Source organism: Xenorhabdus sp. KJ12.1 (assembly GCF_963876495.1).
Taxonomy (GTDB): Bacteria; Pseudomonadota; Gammaproteobacteria; order Enterobacterales; family Enterobacteriaceae; genus Xenorhabdus; species Xenorhabdus stockiae.
This window is the reverse complement of the sequence record NZ_CAWNQH010000059.1, coordinates 46,312-65,182: the sequence shown is the minus strand read 5'-3', so window position 1 is coordinate 65,182 and position 18,871 is coordinate 46,312. Positions and strand designations below refer to the sequence as shown.

Genomic DNA, 18,871 nt, shown 5'->3' with positions numbered 1-18,871 from the left:
ATTAATTAACACAGGGATCGTGTAATGAATGAGTGCCAGCCGGTGAACAATAAGGATTATGGTTATGTGTCAACATCAACTGAGGCAATGGGCAACAAGGAAAAAACGCACAATCACGTCAATGGTTGTTACTTTGTTTGCATTCTTTGCGCTAGGTATTTTATCTGGATGCGATCAATCGCAGGATAATGAAAAGAGTATAAAACCGGAAACATCAGCAATTCCGGCACCTTCAGAAATAACCGATACCGCCAGTCGCGGTTCTCACTCCCCAGCAACACAATCTCCAGCAACCCAATCCCTGCCAAGCCAATCCCTGCCAAGCCAATCACTGGAAGAGCAATATGCGGGTAAAGATGTCACCATTTTAGATGCTTCAGAAGTACAGCTGGATGGTGCCAGTGCAATGGTCGTGACATTCTCTGTTCCTCTGAATCCTAATCAAAATTTTGCTCAGCGAGTTCATTTGGTTGATGTTAAATCCGGCAAATTAGATGGTGCATGGGAATTATCAGATAACCAAATGGAGCTGAGACTCCGCCATTTGCCTCCAAAGCGCCAATTAATATTAACTATTGATGATGGTTTACAGGGTATCAACGGGAGCAGTCTGTTCAATGTCTATGAAAAAAAATTCCAGACTGCCTCAATTCAACCGGCTGTCGGTTTTGCCAGTAAAGGTGTACTTTTACCCAGTAAACTAGCAGAAGGATTACCCGTTCTGGCACTGAATGTTGATCGGGTCGATGTTAATTTTTTCCGCATCAAAGAAGCTTCATTACCCATGTTTATCGCTCACGGGCGATACCTCAGAGGTATAACTTCCTGGGATTCTGAGCGATTACTGGAAAATGCAGATTTGGTCTATACCGGTCGTTTTGACTTGAACCCGACACCGAATACCCGTGAAAAACTGTTATTGCCATTGCACGATATTAAAGAGTTGCAAAAGAGCGGTGCCTATCTGGCCGTTATGCAGCAGGCCGGAAAATATGCTTACACTAACCCAGCAATTCTGTTTACGCGGAGTGATATTGGCGTCTCAATGCATAGCTATCTGAATCAGATAGATGTTTTTGCTCAATCACTGGAGCAGGGTTCCGGCCTGAAAGGTGTTGAAGTTCGTGTACTGGATATTAATGGGCAACTTCTGGCAAAAAACACGACAGACAGTAATGGCCATGCCACGCTGGAAAAAAGTTCCAAAGCGGCCTTGTTGCTGGCAACGCAGGGCGAGCAAGTCAGTATGATTGATTTGTCATCCCCCGCACTGGATCTGTCTGAATTTGATATCGGTGGTGAACAAGGGTATAGCAGGCAGTTTTTTGTATTCGGCCCCCGGGATCTTTATCGTCCGGGCGAAACACTGATTGTTAATGGCTTACTGCGTGATGCGGATGGTCGTTTACTGAAACCTCAGCCGGTAAAAGTGGATATATTAAAAGCCGATAATCAGGTTGCGCGCAGTTTTGTCTGGCAGCCTGAAAATGGGCTGTACCAATATCGTTATTCAATCCCACAGTCTGCTGAAACCGGGGTGTGGTCACTGCGTTTGGATTTGGGAGATAACACTCCACGTTATTACAAATTCAACGTTGAAGACTTTATGCCTGAGCGTATGGCCTTAGAAATTAAAGGAAATACGGATAGTCGACCAATACAGAAAAACGAAAGTGTTAACTTTTCCATTACGGGCCGTTATTTGTATGGTGCTCCGGCAGCCGAAAATCGGCTACAGGGCCAGTTATTCATGCGTCCGAACCGTGATGCAGTAGCGAAGCTATCAGGGTATGAGTTTGGCTCGTCGAAAGAAGAAGAGTTAAGCAGAACACTGGATGAGTTTGATTTAGCCCTGAATAGCGAAGGAAAAACTAACATTACTGTCGGTGAGGATAACTGGAGATATGTATCTTCCCCAGTAAGCATCCTCGTACAAGCCAGCCTGCTTGAAGCAGGAGGGCGCCCGGTAACACGCCATGCTGAACAGGCGGTCTGGCCTGCTGAAAAACTGGTTGGTATACGCCCGCTATTCAATAAAAAATCGAATTATAACTATTACACAGATCACTATGAATCCCGTTATAACGTTAATGAAAACTCGCTGGCGGAGTTTGATGTTGTTTATGCGGATGCCAATGGTAAAAAATACGCCACGAATGACTTGAGAGCTCGCTTGATATACGAACGCCGTGATTATTATTGGCGCTGGTCTGACAGTGGTGGCTGGGATTCTGGATATGACCAGAAAGATCTGATGATGGCAGATGAGCCTGTTCAAATTGTGGAAGATGGTACAGCAAAAATCAGCTTTCCGGTTAAATGGGGTTCTTATCGTATTGAAGTTGTGAATCAGAAAAATCAACTGATCACCAGTCTGAACTTTTGGGCCGGCTATTCATGGCAGGATAATACCGAGGGAACAGGAGCCGTCCGGCCGGATCAGGTTAAATTATCACTGGATAAACCTGCGTATAAACCGGGGGATAAAGTCAAACTGCATATAGCTGCCCCACAGGCAGGTAAAGGCTATTTATTACTCGAATCCAGTGATGGTCCGTTATGGTGGCAGGAAATTAATGTGCCGGCACAAGGTCTGGATATTGATGTACCGATTAATCAAACATGGGCGCGTCATGATCTGTATCTGACCGCAGTTGTGGTACGACCGGGAGATAAAAACCGTCAGGCAACATCAAAACGGGCAATCGGCGTCTTACACTTACCATTGATGGATGAAGGGCGTAAGCTGGATCTGATGCTCAGCGCGCCGGACAAAGTACGCCCTAATCAGAACCTTTCTGTCAAAATTAAGGTAACACCTCAAAAAGGCAGAGAGTTGCCAAAGCAGGTTTATGTACTGCTTTCTGCTGTTGATTCTGGTGTCCTCAGTATTACTGACTTTAAAACACCGGATCCCTATGGGGCATTTTTCGGGCGTAAGCGTTATAGCGTTGACCAGTATGATGTTTACGGACATCTGATTGAAAGCGAAGGGCGCAAGGCAAATTTACGCTTTGGTGGTGATGGTGGTGAAGGTGAGCCGGAAAGAGGCGGTAAAAAACCACTGACAGTCGTCAATATTCTGGCGGAACAGGCTAAACCTATTAGCCTGAATGCTGATGGCGAAGGGGAGATTACGTTACCAATTCCTGACTTTAATGGTGAACTCAGGCTAATGGCGCAGGCATGGAGCGATGACGAATTCGGAAACAGTGAACGCAAAGTTACTGTCGCCGCACCAGTGGTTGCGCAGATGTCATTACCGCGTTTTATGGCTGGTGGTGATCAATCTCAACTGGCATTAGATCTCACTAATCTCACTGAGCAGCCGCAAAAGCTGACATTGAATTTTGCTACAACCGGGCTGATACAATTACAGGGATCTGAGAATAACACCATCACGCTGGAAACAGGAAAAAGGGTAACGATTCAAATTCCGGTTAAAGCTGATTATGGATTTGGACAAGGTGAAATTTCCCTGACCGTTGACGGCCTGAAGGTATCCAACGAGATACAGCAATACAAAAACAGTTGGAAAATAGGTGTTCGTCCGGCATACCCTGCTGTCACCAGACAGTTTGCGGATGTTATCCGGCAAGATGAAGAATGGCTGTTACCGCCAGATGCGATCACAGGTCTGGCACCGGAAACATTGGAAGGTCAGCTTTTACTGACCAGCAGGCCACCACTCCAAATCGCGCGTTATATCGGTGAATTATATGCTTACCCATATGGCTGTCTGGAACAGACAATCAGCGGGCTTTATCCGTCTCTCTATTCCAATGAAGCTGAACTGAAAAAGCTGGGCATTAAGACACAAACTGATGAAAGTCGTCGGGCAGCCATTGACGCCGGTATTACACATCTGCTGAGTATGCAACGTCATGATGGCAGTTTTTCTCTTTGGGATCGTCATGGTGAAGAAGAATTCTGGCTAACCGCATATGCGGCTGATTTCCTGTTCCGTGCCAATCAGCAGGGCTACAGTATTCCGGTTGATGCCCTGAAAAATGCCAATAACCGGCTACTGCGTTACTTGCAGGATAAAAACATCATCAACGATCGCTATAGCGGTTCGCACAGTGCGACACAGTTTTCTGTGCGGGCTTACGCCGGTTTGGTTTTAGCCAGCCAGCAAAAAGCGCCATTAAGTAGCTTGAGACAACTCTACGAGCAGCGGGAGCAGGCTGATAGTGGATTGTCTCTGGTGCAATTAGGCATAGCATTAAGAATGATGGGAGATGATAACCGAGGCAATGAAGCCATTCACTCCGGTGTGTCTAAATCCCGTCAACCGGGTTATGGATTGCTTGATTACGGCAGCACAATACGTGACGATGCATTGATTGTCGCCCTGTTGACTGAAAACAACATCTTGCAGAAAGAGCGGGATGAAAAGCTACTTGCATTATCCAATGAACTTTCGTCCCGAAAGTACTTTTCAACGCAGGAAAGTAATGCGCTTTATCTGGCCGGACGTTATTTTATTGATGCCAGTGAACAGCCTTGGAAAGCCGTCATTAACCGACAAATACCACCGATTAACCGCGATACTGCGTTAAATAACGCTTTGTCTGCCAAACAGCTCCTGAATGGTATTGAGATAAGTAATCGGGGGGACAATTCCCTGTATTCACGGCTGAATGTGGTGGGTTACCCTCTGAAAAAACCAGAGCCTTATTCAAACATACTGAATATTAAGCGTACCTATCTTGATTTGACGGGTAAAACTTACACACCGGATCGCCTAAATAGCGGCGAACTGGTGATTGTAAAACTGGAAATCAGTGCGACCCAACCTGTTTCAGATGCGCTGGTTGTTGATCTCCTGCCAGCAGGATTGGAGCTTGAAAACCAAAATCTGGCATACAGCAGCGCCAGCCTGAGTGAAAGCGCAACAGATTTACAGGATATGATTTACAGAATGCAAAGAGCAAATATTCGTCATATGGAGTACCGGGATGATCGTTTTGTTGCTGCTGTTTCTGTAGAGCCTTACCAGCCAGTTACCCTGTTATATTTAGCCCGTGCTGTTGCACCGGGGGTTTATCAAATTCCGGCTCCCCAGGTTGAATCCATGTACGTACCTTACTGGCGTGCCGTGGGTGAAACAGGTGAAAAACTGGAAGTTGTCCGTTAATCGGGACTGATTTTCAATCATGATTTCTGGTCAGCCCTTATGTCTAGTGATAAGGGCTGTTTTTTGGATTCTGTTTTAATGAAAAGATTTTTCTACCATATCTGTCTGCTCACTCCGGCCATCTTATTCACACTGTTTGCCACCTTATGGCTAGCCGACAAAATCTGGCCGTTACCATTAAAAAACGTCACTGCCGCACGCGTTGTGGTAGGAGCTGATGGTTCACCCTTATGGCGCTTTGCTGATAGCGAAGGGATCTGGCGTTATCCCGTGACTCTAGAGCAGGTTTCTCCTGAATATATTCAGGCTTTGTTAACCTATGAAGACCGTTGGTTTTACCAGCATCTGGGAGTGAACCCAGCTTCATTGTTACGGGCAGCTTGGCAGGATATACGCGCTGGTAAAATTGTCTCGGGGGGAAGTACGATCTCTATGCAGGTTGCCCGTTTGATAGATCCTCACTCACGTACTTTTGGCGGCAAGTTCAAACAGCTTTGGCGTACTCTGCAATTAGAGTGGCACTATTCGAAAGATGAAATTCTGGAGATGTATCTGAACCGGGCGCTATTTGGCGGCACGTTACAGGGCATCGGGGCGGCAAGTTGGGCCTATCTGGGAAAATCGCCGTCAGATTTATCATCCGGTGAAGCGGCATTATTGGCAGTTTTGCCACAGGCTCCGAGTCGTTTAAGGCCGGATCGCTATCCTGAGCGGGCTCAGGCTGCCCGTGACAAGGTATTGCAGCGATTGAAGCAATATGGTGTTTGGTCAGCAGAAAAAGTGGCGGATATTGAGGAAGAAAATTTGTGGCTGGCTCCCCGTCAGGTTCCTCAACTTGCCCCTTTGTTGGCAAGGAGAATGGCTCTCAATAATCAGCAGGAAATTATCCGAACCACTATTGATACCGGCTTGCAGCGCCAACTGGAAGATATGGTGATTAACTGGAAATATCAGTTAGCGGAAAAAACATCAATTGGTGTGCTGGTGGTCGATCATACTGATATGACAGTGAAGGCTTATATTGGCTCGGCGGATTTTCAGGATAACAGCCGTTTTGGCCATGTTGATATGGTCAGCGCATGGCGCTCTCCGGGTTCGACATTAAAACCTTTTCTGTATGCAATGGCGCTGGATGATGGTCTGATCCATGCGGAATCTCTTTTACAGGATGTTCCCCGCCGTTTCGATAATTATAGGCCGGGAAATTTTGATAGTGGGTTTAATGGCCCGGTCAGTGCCAGTGAGGCACTGACTCGTTCACTAAACTTACCTGTAGTACAGCTTCTGGAAGCCTATGGCGCGAAACGGTTTACTGCCAATTTGCGTAATGCAGGTATGACGCTGCGTTTCCCTCTGGGAAGTGAGCCGAATCTGGCGCTGATTCTGGGAGGAACGTCGGTTCGTATGGATCAGCTGGTTTCTGTTTATAGCGCGTTTGCCCGTCAGGGAAAAGTCTCTCCGTTACGCTTTACTGCACAGCAGGAACTGAGGGACAGACAGCTTTTTACTCCGGGAGCCGCCTGGATTGTCAGGCGGATTATGGCAGGGGAAAGCCGCCCGCTACCGGATAATGTCTTACCTGCCGAAGTGCCACTGGCATGGAAAACAGGCACGAGTTATGGCTATCGTGATGCATGGGCAATCGGTTTAAATGCCCGATACACCATTGGTGTCTGGGTCGGCAGGCCGGACGGGACACCTGTAGCAGGGCAGTCTGGTTATGCGACTGCAATTCCTATCATGAACCAGATTCATGGATTATTGATGGCTGATCTGCGCTATGGTTCGCAACCTATTCCTGTTGATCCGCGACCGGAGAATGTTAGTCAGGCAGTTATTTGCTGGCCGAGTGGTACGGCATTCCAGTCGGAAGACAGCAACTGCCGTCAGCGCCGTTTGAGCTGGATTCTGGATAACACTATCCCGCCGACACTGCCATCTACGGGGCAGGAATCGATTTCGGGTATCCATGAACAGATATGGGTCGATAAAAACGATTTACGTGTTGCTGCCGATTGCACTGATGCCCGACCTGAAACAATCTCTTTATGGCCTATTGCACTGGAAGCATGGCTGCCAGAGAAAGAGCGTCGGGCAAATCGTCTTCCTCCAATTAATCCTCAGTGCCCGCCAATGAAAACAGATGACGCACCGTTATTGATTACCGGTATCCGAGAAGGGGATGTTCTGACTCGCTTGCCCGGTCAACGGACGTTGGATCTGCGGGTAGCAACACAGGGCGGGCAGGGACAACAATGGTGGTTTTTGAATGGTGAGCAGGTTACCGTGACTGAAAATAACCAGTCGTGGACGAAAACATTGTCACAGCCAGGAAAATATCAGCTTAGTGTTTTAGATCTGAGTGGGCAAATCAGCATAATTAATTTTGTATTAAAATAATCCGGTTACGATTTGTGGTGTAGGTCAAAAATTTCGTCATAGACAAAAAATTAAGCGTATTTTTTATTTTAAAGTAAACTTATTGCTGCTCTGTTCGGAATATATTGATCTTTTAAGATGTTGAGTCAGTAAGTTGTAATTTATTTAATAGCTGTATGTTAATTCAACCAGTGAGGAAATAAAGATGAAAGTTGTTTCATATGCTTTGTTACTGGGTTTATTTTATATACCCGTTTCTTTGGCAGATACATCAGCAAAAGATATTGATAATAAAATAGTCATTAAAGAAGTGGTTAATCAGGGCGCATTGAAAAAATGCACACATTTATTACCTGAAGGACATAAATATACTATTAGCATTATCGGTACTTCTGATAAGACAACAAAAGACAGTAATGAGCAGTTTACAGGGCAATTTGAAGTTTCTGATGAAACTAAAAAACCACTGGATGAGAAAAGACAAGAACAGGTTAAGCCTTTTATTCAGTGTGTGAAAGATACGGTTTTGTAACTGAAGTTGTTTAAATAATGATATAACGCGCGAAGTCAATGATCTTGGTCAGAATGCCTAAGCGGGAAATTATCGCCTGCATAGGCATTATTTTATAAAATGAATCAATAAGACAGTGCATATCGATAGAAAAGTAAGATATCTGAAATAGGAGTTAGTGCTGAAAATGTGTTTAACTCGTATCGTCTTTAATTGGTTTGTACTGCAAAAATGTGATTTGTGCTAAAAAATTATCATTTTCGCTAAGAATGTTTTAATAAAATGTTGTGTTTTTTGTAGGCAAGCCGAAAGTCTCCTCCTATAATCAACGCCTATTTTTATTCCTGTCAGGAAAACAGGATAAATTCTGTCCTTCTGTGTTATCAGGGGGAATATAAAATTAAAATGAATCATCGCTGAAAGTGCCAAAGGGGTTATCCAATGACGATTGAACGTACTTTTTCCATTATTAAACCTAATGCTGTGAAGAAAGATGTTATCGGTTCCATCTATGCTCGTTTTGAAAGTGCCGGTTTTAAAATCATCGCTGCTAAAATGCTGCATTTAACTCGTGAACAAGCTGAAGGTTTTTATGCCGAGCACAAAGGCCGCCCTTTCTTTGATGGTCTGGTAGAGTTCATGACATCCGGCCCAATCATGGTACAGGTTTTGGAAGGTGAAAATGCAGTTCAGCGTCACCGTGATCTGATGGGTGCAACTAACCCGGACAACGCGCTGGCCGGTACTCTGCGTGCTGATTATGCCGACAGTTTTACTGAAAATGCGGTACACGGCTCAGATTCCATTGAATCTGCAAACCGTGAAATTGCTTACTTCTTCAGTGATGATGAAGTTTTCTCTCGCAGCTAATATTCAATAAGTTTCGAGCCGCTTCAAAAAGACGACCTGAAAGATGGTCGGGATGTTTAGTTCTCGTAGCATCTGAACAGTAAAGTTTGTACAATGTCGCGCCCCGCTGATTTGACTTAGCGGGGCGTTTATTATTTCATTTCAACAAACGATTAACGCTGGATATGTTTTCGCAAAAGAGAACATGTATTGAGTTATGTTTATGAATATGAAGTCTGTTTACTGAATCAGTAGTCACCGCATGAAAACTTAGTGCTGAAATACAATCAGCACAGAGCCGAAAGTGTAACAACGAGGCGATGTAACAATATGTCCCAGACAATGTCCCAACCTAATACAGCCGAACAATGTTCAACTTTTGCCACTTCTTTCACACCTGATAAGACTTTTACGCGGGATAAGACAAGCGGCAAAATTAATCTGCTTGATCTCAACCGCAAACAAATGCGTCAGTTTTTCATTGAAATGGGGGAAAAACCTTTTCGTGCCGATCAGGTCATGAAATGGATGTACCACTATTGCTATGACGACTTTGAGCAAATGACTGATATCAATAAAGTGCTCAGGGCAAAACTACAACAGGTTGCTGAAATCAGAGCACCTGAAGTTGCAGAAGAACAGCGTTCTTCGGATGGTACTATCAAGTGGGCAATTACTGTTGGCGATCAACAGGTCGAAACAGTTTATATTCCGGAAGATGACCGGGCGACACTGTGTGTCTCATCTCAGGTAGGGTGCGCTTTAGAATGTAAGTTTTGCTCTACTGCTCAACAGGGTTTTAACCGCAACCTGCGGGTTTCTGAAATTATTGGTCAGGTCTGGCGTGCCGCTAAAATTATTGGCTCGCTGAAATCCAGTGGTCGCCGTCCAATCACCAACGTGGTAATGATGGGCATGGGTGAGCCGTTGCTGAACCTGAACAATGTGGTGCCGGCCATGGAAATCATGATGGATGATTTTGGATTTGGCCTGTCAAAACGTCGCGTAACCCTATCAACATCCGGCGTAGTGCCTGCACTGGATAAACTGGGTGATATGATCGACGTCGCTCTGGCAATTTCTCTTCATGCACCAACTGACGATATCCGTGATGAAATTGTACCGATTAACCGTAAGTACAATATCGAAGAGTTTCTGGCTGGTGTCCGCCGCTATCTGACTAAGTCGAATGCTAATCAGGGACGGGTCACTGTAGAGTATGTGATGCTCGATCACGTGAATGACAGCGTGGAACAGGCTCACCAATTAGCAGAATGTCTGAAAGATACACCAAGTAAAATCAACCTGATCCCCTGGAACCCGTTCCCCGGAGCACCTTACGGGCGTAGCTCCAACAGCCGGATTGACCGTTTTTCCAAAGTACTGATGGGATATGGCTTTACTACCATCGTGCGAAAAACCAGAGGTGATGATATCGATGCTGCCTGTGGACAGCTAGCTGGCGAAGTTATCGACAGAACCAAGCGGACAATGAGAAAACGTCTGGCAGGTGAACCTATTCAGGTAAAAACAGTCTAATTTTTTGTTCAATTCTTGTAATTGGCTAAAAATCTGGCGAAGTTTGACATATCCTTATAAATGAAAATGATATGATACGGAAATCAATAAATTGGTCTATAGTTTGTTTGAGTCTGGTGGCTGGTTGTGCGGAACATTCTCAGAACCGGGCTCATCATGCTGTTGCAGTAGATACCCGATTACAGTTAGGGAAAGCGTATCTGGCAGAACGGAATTTATCGGCTGCCAGATTTCATTTTCAGAAAGTTTTACTGGCTGAACCCCGTCATCCGCAAGCTCATTTGGGAATGGCGTTGCATGAACAATATGCGGACCAGCCTGAATCCGCCGACCGTCACTACAGAATGGCAATGCAGTACGGAGCAGGAGATGATACTGTAATAGGTCATTATTACGTTTTTCTCTGTGAACAAAGACGGTATAAAGAAGCTAAAAATTTGGTCTCGGACAATTTGGTCACAGATAATTTGGTTATAAAGAGTAACACCGGCTTCTATGCCCATTGCGGTGAATAATTGCAATAAGTAGGAGTTGTGATAAATGATTGCCTACGTTTTATGCAGTATGAAATGATTTCGCTACACAAGTTAAATTGTGTCTGATAGTCAATTAACTTGTGTGAATATTTTAACCTGAACAGTACCAGTGTCCTTAGATAATGAAGACTGAAACTCATCCAGAAGAAGCTAATCTGACAACGGGTCAGATCTTGCGTCAAGCTCGTGAAAAACATGAGCTTTCTCAGCAGACTGTGGCAGATCGCTTGTGTCTTAAAGTGTCCACTGTTCGTGATATTGAAGAAGATAATGTTCCTGACAATATCGTACCCACATTTTTTCGCGGTTATATCCGTGCTTATGCGAAACTTGTTCAGGTGCCTGAGTCTGAGATCTTAGCCAAGATCGATGTACAGATGCAGCATAAGGCAGTAAAAACATCTCAGATGCAGAGCTTTTCTGCCCAAAAAATACGTAAGAAACGTGATGGCTGGCTGATGAAATTCACATGGCTTGTCATTATTGTGTTATTGGGTATGACAGGTGTGTGGTGGTGGCAGAATTATAATATTCAGCAAAAAGACTTGGCTTCAATGACAGAACAGTCTGATATACAGGCACAAAAGTCTGCCAGTGAACTGAGTGATACTCAATCTGTGACAGCCAGTTCCAACCTAAATACGACAGAAGTGCAATCTGGTACAGCTCAGACAGAGAAGAATGTACAAGTACCATTAAATAGCACAACTACAGACAGTCAGGTGCCATTATCTTCCGGTGCTCCTTCATCAACTCAGACTGGCTCAGTGCCACAGTCGGGTAGTCAGCCGCTGACAGCTTCTGGCAATACTGCCTCCACTGGTGTTTCTCCTGTAAATCAGGGAGCAGAGAATTCAGTTACAACGAATATCACGCCAGATGCTGTGTCATCAACGAATCCTGTATCAACAACAACCCCCTTATCAACGACTGAAAATCAGTCCAGTGTCGCGAACAGCAATGAACTGGTATTTAATTTCAAAGGCAGATGCTGGCTGGAAATTAAAGATGCCAACGGTAAGAAACTGTTTAGTGGTACCAAAAGTAAGGGCGATAGCCTGAAATTATCAGGTGCTTTACCTTATTCACTTAATATCGGGGCACCTGCTCAGGTCGAGGTAGAGTTTCAGGGAAAACGTGTGAATATGGATGCGTTTATTAAGAAAGGCACCAATGCCAGACTGACACTGCCATAAGCGGATTTATGGTTTTGACACGTTTACTGGGCACATACTTTGAGACGAATGTTGAGCTGGGGTTCAGGTTCGTCTATGTGTATTATTCACCACAGCATAGTTGTAATTTTTATAAATAAAATACAGGGATGTAGGGGAGTAATGTAAAAATGCATAATGAATCACCGATAACAAGACGTAAATCCACACGTATCTATGTCGGTAATGTACCTATTGGAGATAATGCACCTATTGCGGTGCAGTCAATGACGAACACACGGACAACAGATGTTGAAGCGACTGTTAATCAGATCAAATCGTTGGAGCGTGTAGGTGTTGATATTGTCCGTGTTTCGGTGCCAACCATGGATGCGGCGGAAGCCTTTAAACTCATCAAGCAGCAAGTCAATGTCCCGTTAGTTGCCGATATCCATTTTGATTACCGTATCGCGTTAAAAGTTGCCGAATACGGTGTTGACTGTTTGCGTATTAATCCCGGGAATATTGGTAATGAAGAGCGGATCCGTCAGGTTGTAGATTGCGCCCGCCATCATAATATACCAATCCGTATTGGGGTTAATGGCGGCTCTTTGGAAAAAGATTTACAGGAAAAATACGGAGAACCGACACCAGAAGCCTTGGTGGAATCGGCTATGCGCCATGTGGATATTCTTGACCGTCTTAACTTTGATCAGTTCAAGGTTAGTGTCAAAGCATCTGACGTCTTTCTTGCTGTAGGTGCCTATCGTTTGCTGGCTCAGAAAATTGATCAGCCGCTTCATTTAGGCATTACCGAAGCAGGCGGTGCCCGTGCTGGTGCGGTGAAATCTTCAATCGGTTTAGGAATGCTGTTATCCGAAGGTATTGGGGACACTTTGCGTATCTCTCTGGCGGCAGATCCGGTAGAAGAGGTTAAAGTTGGCTTCGATATTCTGAAAGCACTGCGCATTCGTTCCAGAGGTATCAATTTCATTGCCTGCCCGACCTGCTCACGTCAGGAATTTGACGTTATCGGGACAGTCAATGCGCTTGAACAACGCCTTGAAGATCTGATCACTCCGATGGATGTTTCCATCATCGGCTGTGTTGTCAATGGTCCCGGAGAAGCTGAAGTTTCTACATTGGGCGTGACCGGCGCAAAAACAAAAAGTGGTTTTTATGAAGATGGCGTCCGTCAGAAAGAACGTCTCGATAATAATGATTTGATTGACCAGCTTGAAGCGAAAATCCGGGCCAAGGCTGCGATCCTTGATGCCAGTAAACGGATCAGTATTAATCAGCTCGAAAAGTAAAATTCAATACCGGCTCATGTTATTTGAGTCGGTATTATTTTGTTTGCTGATTGAACCTTGAGAATATTCGCTTTTATAATCGACTCTATTGTAAAAATATTAATAAGAGATAAAACATGGCAAAAAACATTTCGGCTATTCGTGGCATGAACGATTGCCTTCCTGCTGAAACAGCGATTTGGCAACGTGTTGAGTCTACAATAAAACGTGTGCTGGCTGGTTATGGCTTCAGTGAAATCAGAACACCGGTTGTAGAGCAGACCCCGTTATTCAAGCGAGCTATCGGGGAAGTGACTGATGTGGTCGAAAAAGAAATGTATACATTTAATGACCGCAACGGAGAAAGCCTGACCCTGCGCCCGGAAAACACTGCTGGTTGTGTTCGTGCCGGTATCGAACATGGTCTGCTGTACAATCAGGAACAGCGTTTATGGTACATCGGTCAGATGTTCCGTTATGAGCGCCCGCAAAAAGGCCGTTATCGTCAGTTTCATCAATTGGGTGCAGAAGTGTTTGGTCTTCAGGGGCCGGATATTGATGCTGAAATGATCCTGATGACTGCGCGCTGGTGGCGGGAATTGGGCATTGCTGAGCATGTGACACTAGAATTGAATTCCATCGGTTCTCTGGAAGCACGGGCAAACTATCGTGATGCTCTGGTTGCCTTCCTTGAGCAGCATAAAGATAAATTGGACGAAGATTGTCTGCGTCGCATGTATACTAACCCATTGCGCGTACTGGATTCTAAAAATCCGGAGGTTCAGGCACTTCTTAACGATGCTCCGGCTTTGTTTGATTATCTTGATGCAGAATCAAAAGAACACTTTGACGGACTGTGCCGGAATCTGGATGCTGCGGGTATTCAGTATCGTATCAACCAGCGTCTGGTGCGTGGTCTTGACTATTATAACCGCACCGTTTTTGAATGGGTCACTTCTGCTTTGGGTGCACAGGGTACGGTCTGTGCCGGTGGGCGTTATGATGGTCTGGTTGAGCAACTGGGTGGGAAATCAACACCTGCGGTCGGCTTTGCCATGGGCATGGAGCGCATGATCCTGTTAGTTCAGGAAGTGAACCCTGAATTTGTTGCAGACCTCATTGTTGCAGATGTTTACCTTTCTTCCTTCGGGGAAGGCAGTCAACAGGCAGCACTGATTCTGGCAGAGAAAATCCGTGATGAATTACCGGAATTACGCCTGATGACCAATCACGGTGGCGGTAACTTTAAGAAACAACTGGGGCGTGCGGGTAAGCACGGTGCCAAAATTGCCCTGCTCTTAGGGGAAGATGAAATTAGTACAGGTAATGTCACTGTGAAAGATTTACGTAATGGTGAGCAACAAACATTACCACAACAAACGATCGCAGCACGTTTGAGCGAACTGTTAGGCTAAGGAGAGACTCTGTGGAAGTCTATACCACTGAAACTGAACAAGTTGATGCAATAAAGCGTTTTTTCGTTAACAACGGTAAATATATTGCTGTTGGCTTAGTACTGGGGATTGGGGCAATTATTGGCTGGCGTTACTGGCAATCTCATCAAACAAATCAGTTACAAGATACTGCAACAGCATTTGAGCAAATGAACCAGTCATTAGCATCAGGTTCGAAAGAAGGTATCTCGGCCGCAGAGAAATTCGCTAACGAAACGAATAATATCTACGGTGTGATGGCAGATATGGAACTGGCAAAACATTCGGTTGATAAGAATGATTTGGCGCAGGCAGAGAAATATTTACTGACTGCTTCAGGTAAAGCTAAAGATCAGGATATGCAGGCTTTGTCTGATATTCGTCTGGCCCGCATTCAGTTAGCAGAAGATAAAACTGATGCAGCATTAAAAACGCTGGAGCAGGTAAAAAGCAAAGGATGGCAAATCATCACTGAGAATATCAGGGGTGATATTCTGGCGAAGAAAGGCGATATAGCAGGTGCGCGTGAAGCATACTCCAGAGGGTTGGAATCTCAGGGAGCTCAGGCTTTGAAAGAGAAAATGCAAGTTAAACTAGATAATTTATCCAACTAAGGGAGCCAACTCTAATGCAACTGCGTAAAACACTTCTGGTTGGGCTGGTTGCTTCTGTTCTGCTGGCGGGTTGCTCAAGTGAACAGGATACAGTCATAATGTCCCCGTTGCCAAAGGTTGAAAACCAATTCAATCCTCATGTGGTGTGGGATAAGTCAGTTGGAAGTGGAGTTGGTCATTACTACTCTCACTTATCACCTGCATGGCAAGGCTCTGCTGTATATGTTGCCGATCGTAATGGTATTATCAAAGCATTTGATATAGATAGCGGCAAAGAGTTGTGGTCTACCGATTTGTCAGAGAAAACAGGCTTTCTATCGTCACGTTTGCCTGCGTTATTGTCTGGTGGTTTGACGATATCAGGTGATCGTCTGTATGTTGGCACAGAGAAAGCCAAAGTGATCGCATTAGATGCTACAACCGGCAAAGTTGAGTGGGAAACTCAGGTTGCTGGTGAAGCGTTATCCCGTCCGGTGTTAAGTGATAACCTTATCCTGATTCATACCGGTAATGGGATGTTACAGGCATTGAATGAGAATGATGGCTCTATCGCCTGGTCCATCAATATGGATACACCGCCATTGTCTGTCCGTGGCGAATCAGCACCCGCTGTGGCATATGGCGCTGCGATTGTCGGTGGTGATAATGGTCGTGTCAGTGCTGTGCTGCTTTCACAGGGGCAACTTATTTGGCAACAGCGTATCTCTCAGGTCACTGGCGCAACGGAAATTGATCGTCTGAATGATGTTGATATGACACCGGTCATTTCTGATAATGTCATTTATGCCATTGCCTATAATGGCAATCTGGTTGCAATGGATATGCGTTCTGGTCAGATAATCTGGAAACGTGATCTTGGTTCCGTCAATGATATGGTTGTGACTGACAACAATATTTTTGTTGTAGATCAGGATGATCGTATTTTATCCCTGCGTAAAAGTGATGGGGTAACCATTTGGTCCCAGAACGATTTGTTGCACCGTAATCTGACAGCCCCGGAAATGTATAACGGCTATCTGGTTGTGGGGGATGGAGAAGGTTATCTGCACTGGCTGAATATGGAAGATGGTCAGTTTATGGCTCAGCATAAGGTTGATAGCTCAGGCTTATTAAGCCGTCCGGTTATCGCCAGTGATAAACTGATGGTGCAGGCAAGGAATGGTAAAGTTTACCTGTATACACGCTGATATACAGTAAATATTTTAATGCGTTTTATCCGAACACGGCTCCTGTAATGACAGGAGCCGTGTCGTCTTTTTAGTATCTTGCAGTTATGAGAAGAAGATTTTGTTGTGAACGAACTTCAAGCGCCTCTTTTTTTGCGGGATATCGATTTACATTTAGTCATGAGGCATCAAAAATGATACCTGTCGTTGCGCTGGTTGGGCGCCCCAATGTCGGAAAGTCTACTTTATTTAACCGCTTAACCCGTACCAGAGATGCATTGGTCGCGGATTTTCCCGGTTTAACCCGCGACCGTAAATATGGACGTGCGGAAGTTGAAGGGAAAGAATTTATTATCGTTGATACCGGTGGTATTGACGGAACAGAAGAGGGCGTAGAAACACATATGGCTACGCAATCTTTGATGGCAATCGAAGAAGCAGACATTGTCCTGTTTATGGTTGATGCCAGATCCGGGTTGATGCCTGCGGATCATGCGATTGCAAAGCATTTACGCAGTCGTGAAAAATCGTCGTTTTTAGTCGCAAATAAGACTGACGGTATCGATATTGATACATCTGTTGCTGAATTTTATTCTCTGGGATTGGGGGATATACATTCTATCGCTGCTTCTCATGGGCGTGGCGTAACACAATTGATTGAGCACGCACTGTTGCCTTTCTATGCAGACGAGGAAGGTGCAGAGGAAATTGAATTAACGGAAGAAGAAGCTAACGCTGCTTACTGGGCTGAGTTAGAACAGGCTGAACAAGACGCTGTCGAAGAAGCTGAGCAGGAAGATGATTTCGATCCGACAACACTGCCATTGAAGTTAGCAATCGTCGGGCGTCCAAATGTGGGTAAGTCCACACTGACTAACCGTATTTTGGGTGAAGAGCGCGTTGTTGTCTTCGATATGCCGGGTACAACTCGTGACAGCATCTATATTCCGATGGAGCGTGATGGCCGTGAATATGTGCTGATTGACACAGCGGGAGTTCGTAAGCGTGGCAAGGTGACAGAAACGGTAGAGAAATTCTCTGTTATCAAAACACTTCAGGCAATTGAAGATGCGAACGTCGTTATGCTGGTGGTTGATGCTCGTGAAGGCATTTCGGATCAGGATCTTTCCCTGTTGGGCTTTATTCTTAACAGCGGCCGCTCCTTAGTCATCGCGGTGAATAAATGGGATGGCATGACTCAGGAAGATCGTGATCATGTTAAGGATATGCTGGACTTACGTCTGGGGTTTGTTGATTTTGCCCGTGTCCACTTTATTTCTGCTTTGCATGGCAGCGGAGTAGGGAATCTGTTTGATTCTATTCTGGAAGCTTATGAAAGTGCGACCCGTCGTGTGAATACGTCCATGCTTACCCGTATTATGCGTATGGCCGAAGATGATCATCAGCCACCAATAATACGCGGGCGCAGAGTTAAAATGAAATATGCTCATGCCGGAGGATATAATCCGCCAATCGTTGTTATTCACGGCAATCAGGTAACAGGTTTGCCTGATTCGTATAAGCGCTACTTAATGAATTATTTCCGCCGTTCTTTAAAAGTGATGGGTACACCTATTCGTATTCAGTTTAAAGAAGGGGCTAACCCGTATGCGGGTAAGAAAAATACATTAACGGCAACACAGTTGCGTAAACGTAAGCGTTTGATGGAACATTTGAAAAAGCGTTAATTAATCAAAAAAATAAAGAGCTATTTATAGCTCTTTATTTTTGTTTAAGACTATTAACAATTGAATAATTGAATTGATTACCTTCTGGGTTATACTTCTTAATATCGAATGATTAATTACTTTTTTCTTTATCAATTTTAGTTATATCTTTTTTTTGTAACGGAGAATTTTGGGCTGATTTTTTCATTAACTTATTAACATCATGCAATGTTTTTAGCACATACTCCTTATCTTTTTCATCGCAGTGCTTTGCAATATACTCCAGCAAATGGGGCGGGACTATACAGCGTTGATTTGTTGTGTTGCACATAATATACCCAATTTGTTAGTGTGTGAGCCTGGTATCTATATAATATCCTCCGTTTTTCAAGTGCTTCTTTGCTGGCTACACTCACGCACTCCACTCACCGTTTTTATAAATATACGATGCGCTATGATTCCAGAGATTAATGAGCGGCTTTTGTGTTCCATCGGAAACCAGCCTTTATCATTCCTTTGCCGCCGTGATACACATTGAAACTCGTTGGATATAACATACCTTGCTAGTCTAAATGTTAGTCAAAATAATTA

Annotated in this window: 13 protein-coding genes; 12 read left to right on the top strand and 1 reads right to left on the bottom strand. The window is 44.7% G+C overall.

Annotation, left to right across the window (positions count from 1 at the left end; genetic code table 11):
* Positions 1-64: 64 nt before the first annotated feature.
* The 12 genes from AACS92_RS06680 (at position 65) to der (ending at position 18,301) form a co-directional block, all read left to right on the top strand.
* Positions 65-5,140: an alpha-2-macroglobulin family protein gene (locus AACS92_RS06680; RefSeq protein ID WP_099110585.1), complete on the top strand. Its 5,076-nt coding sequence runs from the start codon at positions 65-67 to the stop codon at positions 5,138-5,140.
* A gap of 78 nt (positions 5,141-5,218) precedes the next feature.
* Positions 5,219-7,540, top strand: coding sequence for a peptidoglycan glycosyltransferase PbpC (gene pbpC, locus AACS92_RS06675; RefSeq protein WP_099110583.1), 2,322 nt, complete (start codon positions 5,219-5,221; stop codon positions 7,538-7,540).
* Between the two features lie 184 nt (positions 7,541-7,724).
* Positions 7,725-8,051 carry a hypothetical protein gene (locus AACS92_RS06670; protein WP_241537967.1) on the top strand — a complete coding sequence of 109 codons (327 nt, stop codon included), beginning with the start codon at positions 7,725-7,727 and terminating at the stop codon, positions 8,049-8,051.
* A 420-nt stretch (positions 8,052-8,471) separates the two neighbouring features.
* A complete protein-coding gene (gene ndk / locus AACS92_RS06665) occupies positions 8,472-8,900 on the top strand; it encodes a nucleoside-diphosphate kinase (protein WP_086956086.1) in 429 nt (142 codons plus the stop codon).
* A 321-nt stretch (positions 8,901-9,221) separates the two neighbouring features.
* On the top strand, positions 9,222-10,418 hold the full coding sequence (locus AACS92_RS06660; protein WP_099110652.1) for a bifunctional tRNA (adenosine(37)-C2)-methyltransferase TrmG/ribosomal RNA large subunit methyltransferase RlmN: 1,197 nt from the start codon (positions 9,222-9,224) through the stop codon (positions 10,416-10,418).
* A gap of 71 nt (positions 10,419-10,489) precedes the next feature.
* Positions 10,490-10,933, top strand: coding sequence for a fimbrial assembly protein (locus AACS92_RS06655; protein WP_099110582.1), 444 nt, complete (start codon positions 10,490-10,492; stop codon positions 10,931-10,933).
* Between the two features lie 143 nt (positions 10,934-11,076).
* Positions 11,077-12,150 carry a cytoskeleton protein RodZ gene (rodZ, locus tag AACS92_RS06650; protein ID WP_099110580.1) on the top strand — a complete coding sequence of 358 codons (1,074 nt, stop codon included), beginning with the start codon at positions 11,077-11,079 and terminating at the stop codon, positions 12,148-12,150.
* 149 nt (positions 12,151-12,299) lie between these two features.
* Positions 12,300-13,421: a flavodoxin-dependent (E)-4-hydroxy-3-methylbut-2-enyl-diphosphate synthase gene (ispG, locus tag AACS92_RS06645; RefSeq protein ID WP_099110579.1), complete on the top strand. Its 1,122-nt coding sequence runs from the start codon at positions 12,300-12,302 to the stop codon at positions 13,419-13,421.
* 116 nt (positions 13,422-13,537) lie between these two features.
* The gene (hisS, locus tag AACS92_RS06640) at positions 13,538-14,815 is read left to right on the top strand and encodes a histidine--tRNA ligase (protein WP_099110578.1); all 1,278 of its coding nucleotides are present in this window, start codon (positions 13,538-13,540) and stop codon (positions 14,813-14,815) included.
* A gap of 11 nt (positions 14,816-14,826) precedes the next feature.
* Positions 14,827-15,447: a YfgM family protein gene (locus tag AACS92_RS06635; RefSeq protein ID WP_099110576.1), complete on the top strand. Its 621-nt coding sequence runs from the start codon at positions 14,827-14,829 to the stop codon at positions 15,445-15,447.
* A 14-nt stretch (positions 15,448-15,461) separates the two neighbouring features.
* Positions 15,462-16,634, top strand: a complete 1,173-nt coding sequence (gene bamB / locus AACS92_RS06630) for an outer membrane protein assembly factor BamB (RefSeq protein ID WP_099110575.1) — start codon at positions 15,462-15,464, stop codon at positions 16,632-16,634.
* Between the two features lie 173 nt (positions 16,635-16,807).
* Positions 16,808-18,301: a ribosome biogenesis GTPase Der gene (gene der, locus AACS92_RS06625; protein WP_099110573.1), complete on the top strand. Its 1,494-nt coding sequence runs from the start codon at positions 16,808-16,810 to the stop codon at positions 18,299-18,301.
* A 112-nt stretch (positions 18,302-18,413) separates the two neighbouring features.
* Here der and AACS92_RS06620 read toward each other — a convergent pair whose 3' ends face one another.
* The gene (locus AACS92_RS06620) at positions 18,414-18,611 is read right to left on the bottom strand and encodes a protealysin propeptide domain-containing protein (RefSeq protein WP_099110572.1); all 198 of its coding nucleotides are present in this window, start codon (positions 18,609-18,611) and stop codon (positions 18,414-18,416) included.
* Positions 18,612-18,871 lie beyond the last annotated feature (260 nt).

What these genes read in the sequence shown, in the direction of transcription:
- ndk (WP_086956086.1), top strand. Translation starts at nt 8,472, where the DNA reads ATGACGATTGAACGTACTTTTTCCATTATTAAACCTAATGCTGTGAAG.
- rodZ (WP_099110580.1), top strand. Translation starts at nt 11,077, where the DNA reads ATGAAGACTGAAACTCATCCAGAAGAAGCTAATCTGACAACGGGTCAG.
- pbpC (WP_099110583.1), top strand. Translation starts at nt 5,219, where the DNA reads ATGAAAAGATTTTTCTACCATATCTGTCTGCTCACTCCGGCCATCTTA.
- AACS92_RS06670 (WP_241537967.1), top strand. Translation starts at nt 7,725, where the DNA reads ATGAAAGTTGTTTCATATGCTTTGTTACTGGGTTTATTTTATATACCC.
- der (WP_099110573.1), top strand. Translation starts at nt 16,808, where the DNA reads ATGATACCTGTCGTTGCGCTGGTTGGGCGCCCCAATGTCGGAAAGTCT.
- ispG (WP_099110579.1), top strand. Translation starts at nt 12,300, where the DNA reads ATGCATAATGAATCACCGATAACAAGACGTAAATCCACACGTATCTAT.
- AACS92_RS06620 (WP_099110572.1), bottom strand. Translation starts at nt 18,611, where the DNA reads ATGTGCAACACAACAAATCAACGCTGTATAGTCCCGCCCCATTTGCTG.
- AACS92_RS06660 (WP_099110652.1), top strand. Translation starts at nt 9,222, where the DNA reads ATGTCCCAACCTAATACAGCCGAACAATGTTCAACTTTTGCCACTTCT.
- hisS (WP_099110578.1), top strand. Translation starts at nt 13,538, where the DNA reads ATGGCAAAAAACATTTCGGCTATTCGTGGCATGAACGATTGCCTTCCT.
- AACS92_RS06655 (WP_099110582.1), top strand. Translation starts at nt 10,490, where the DNA reads ATGATACGGAAATCAATAAATTGGTCTATAGTTTGTTTGAGTCTGGTG.
- AACS92_RS06680 (WP_099110585.1), top strand. Translation starts at nt 65, where the DNA reads ATGTGTCAACATCAACTGAGGCAATGGGCAACAAGGAAAAAACGCACA.
- bamB (WP_099110575.1), top strand. Translation starts at nt 15,462, where the DNA reads ATGCAACTGCGTAAAACACTTCTGGTTGGGCTGGTTGCTTCTGTTCTG.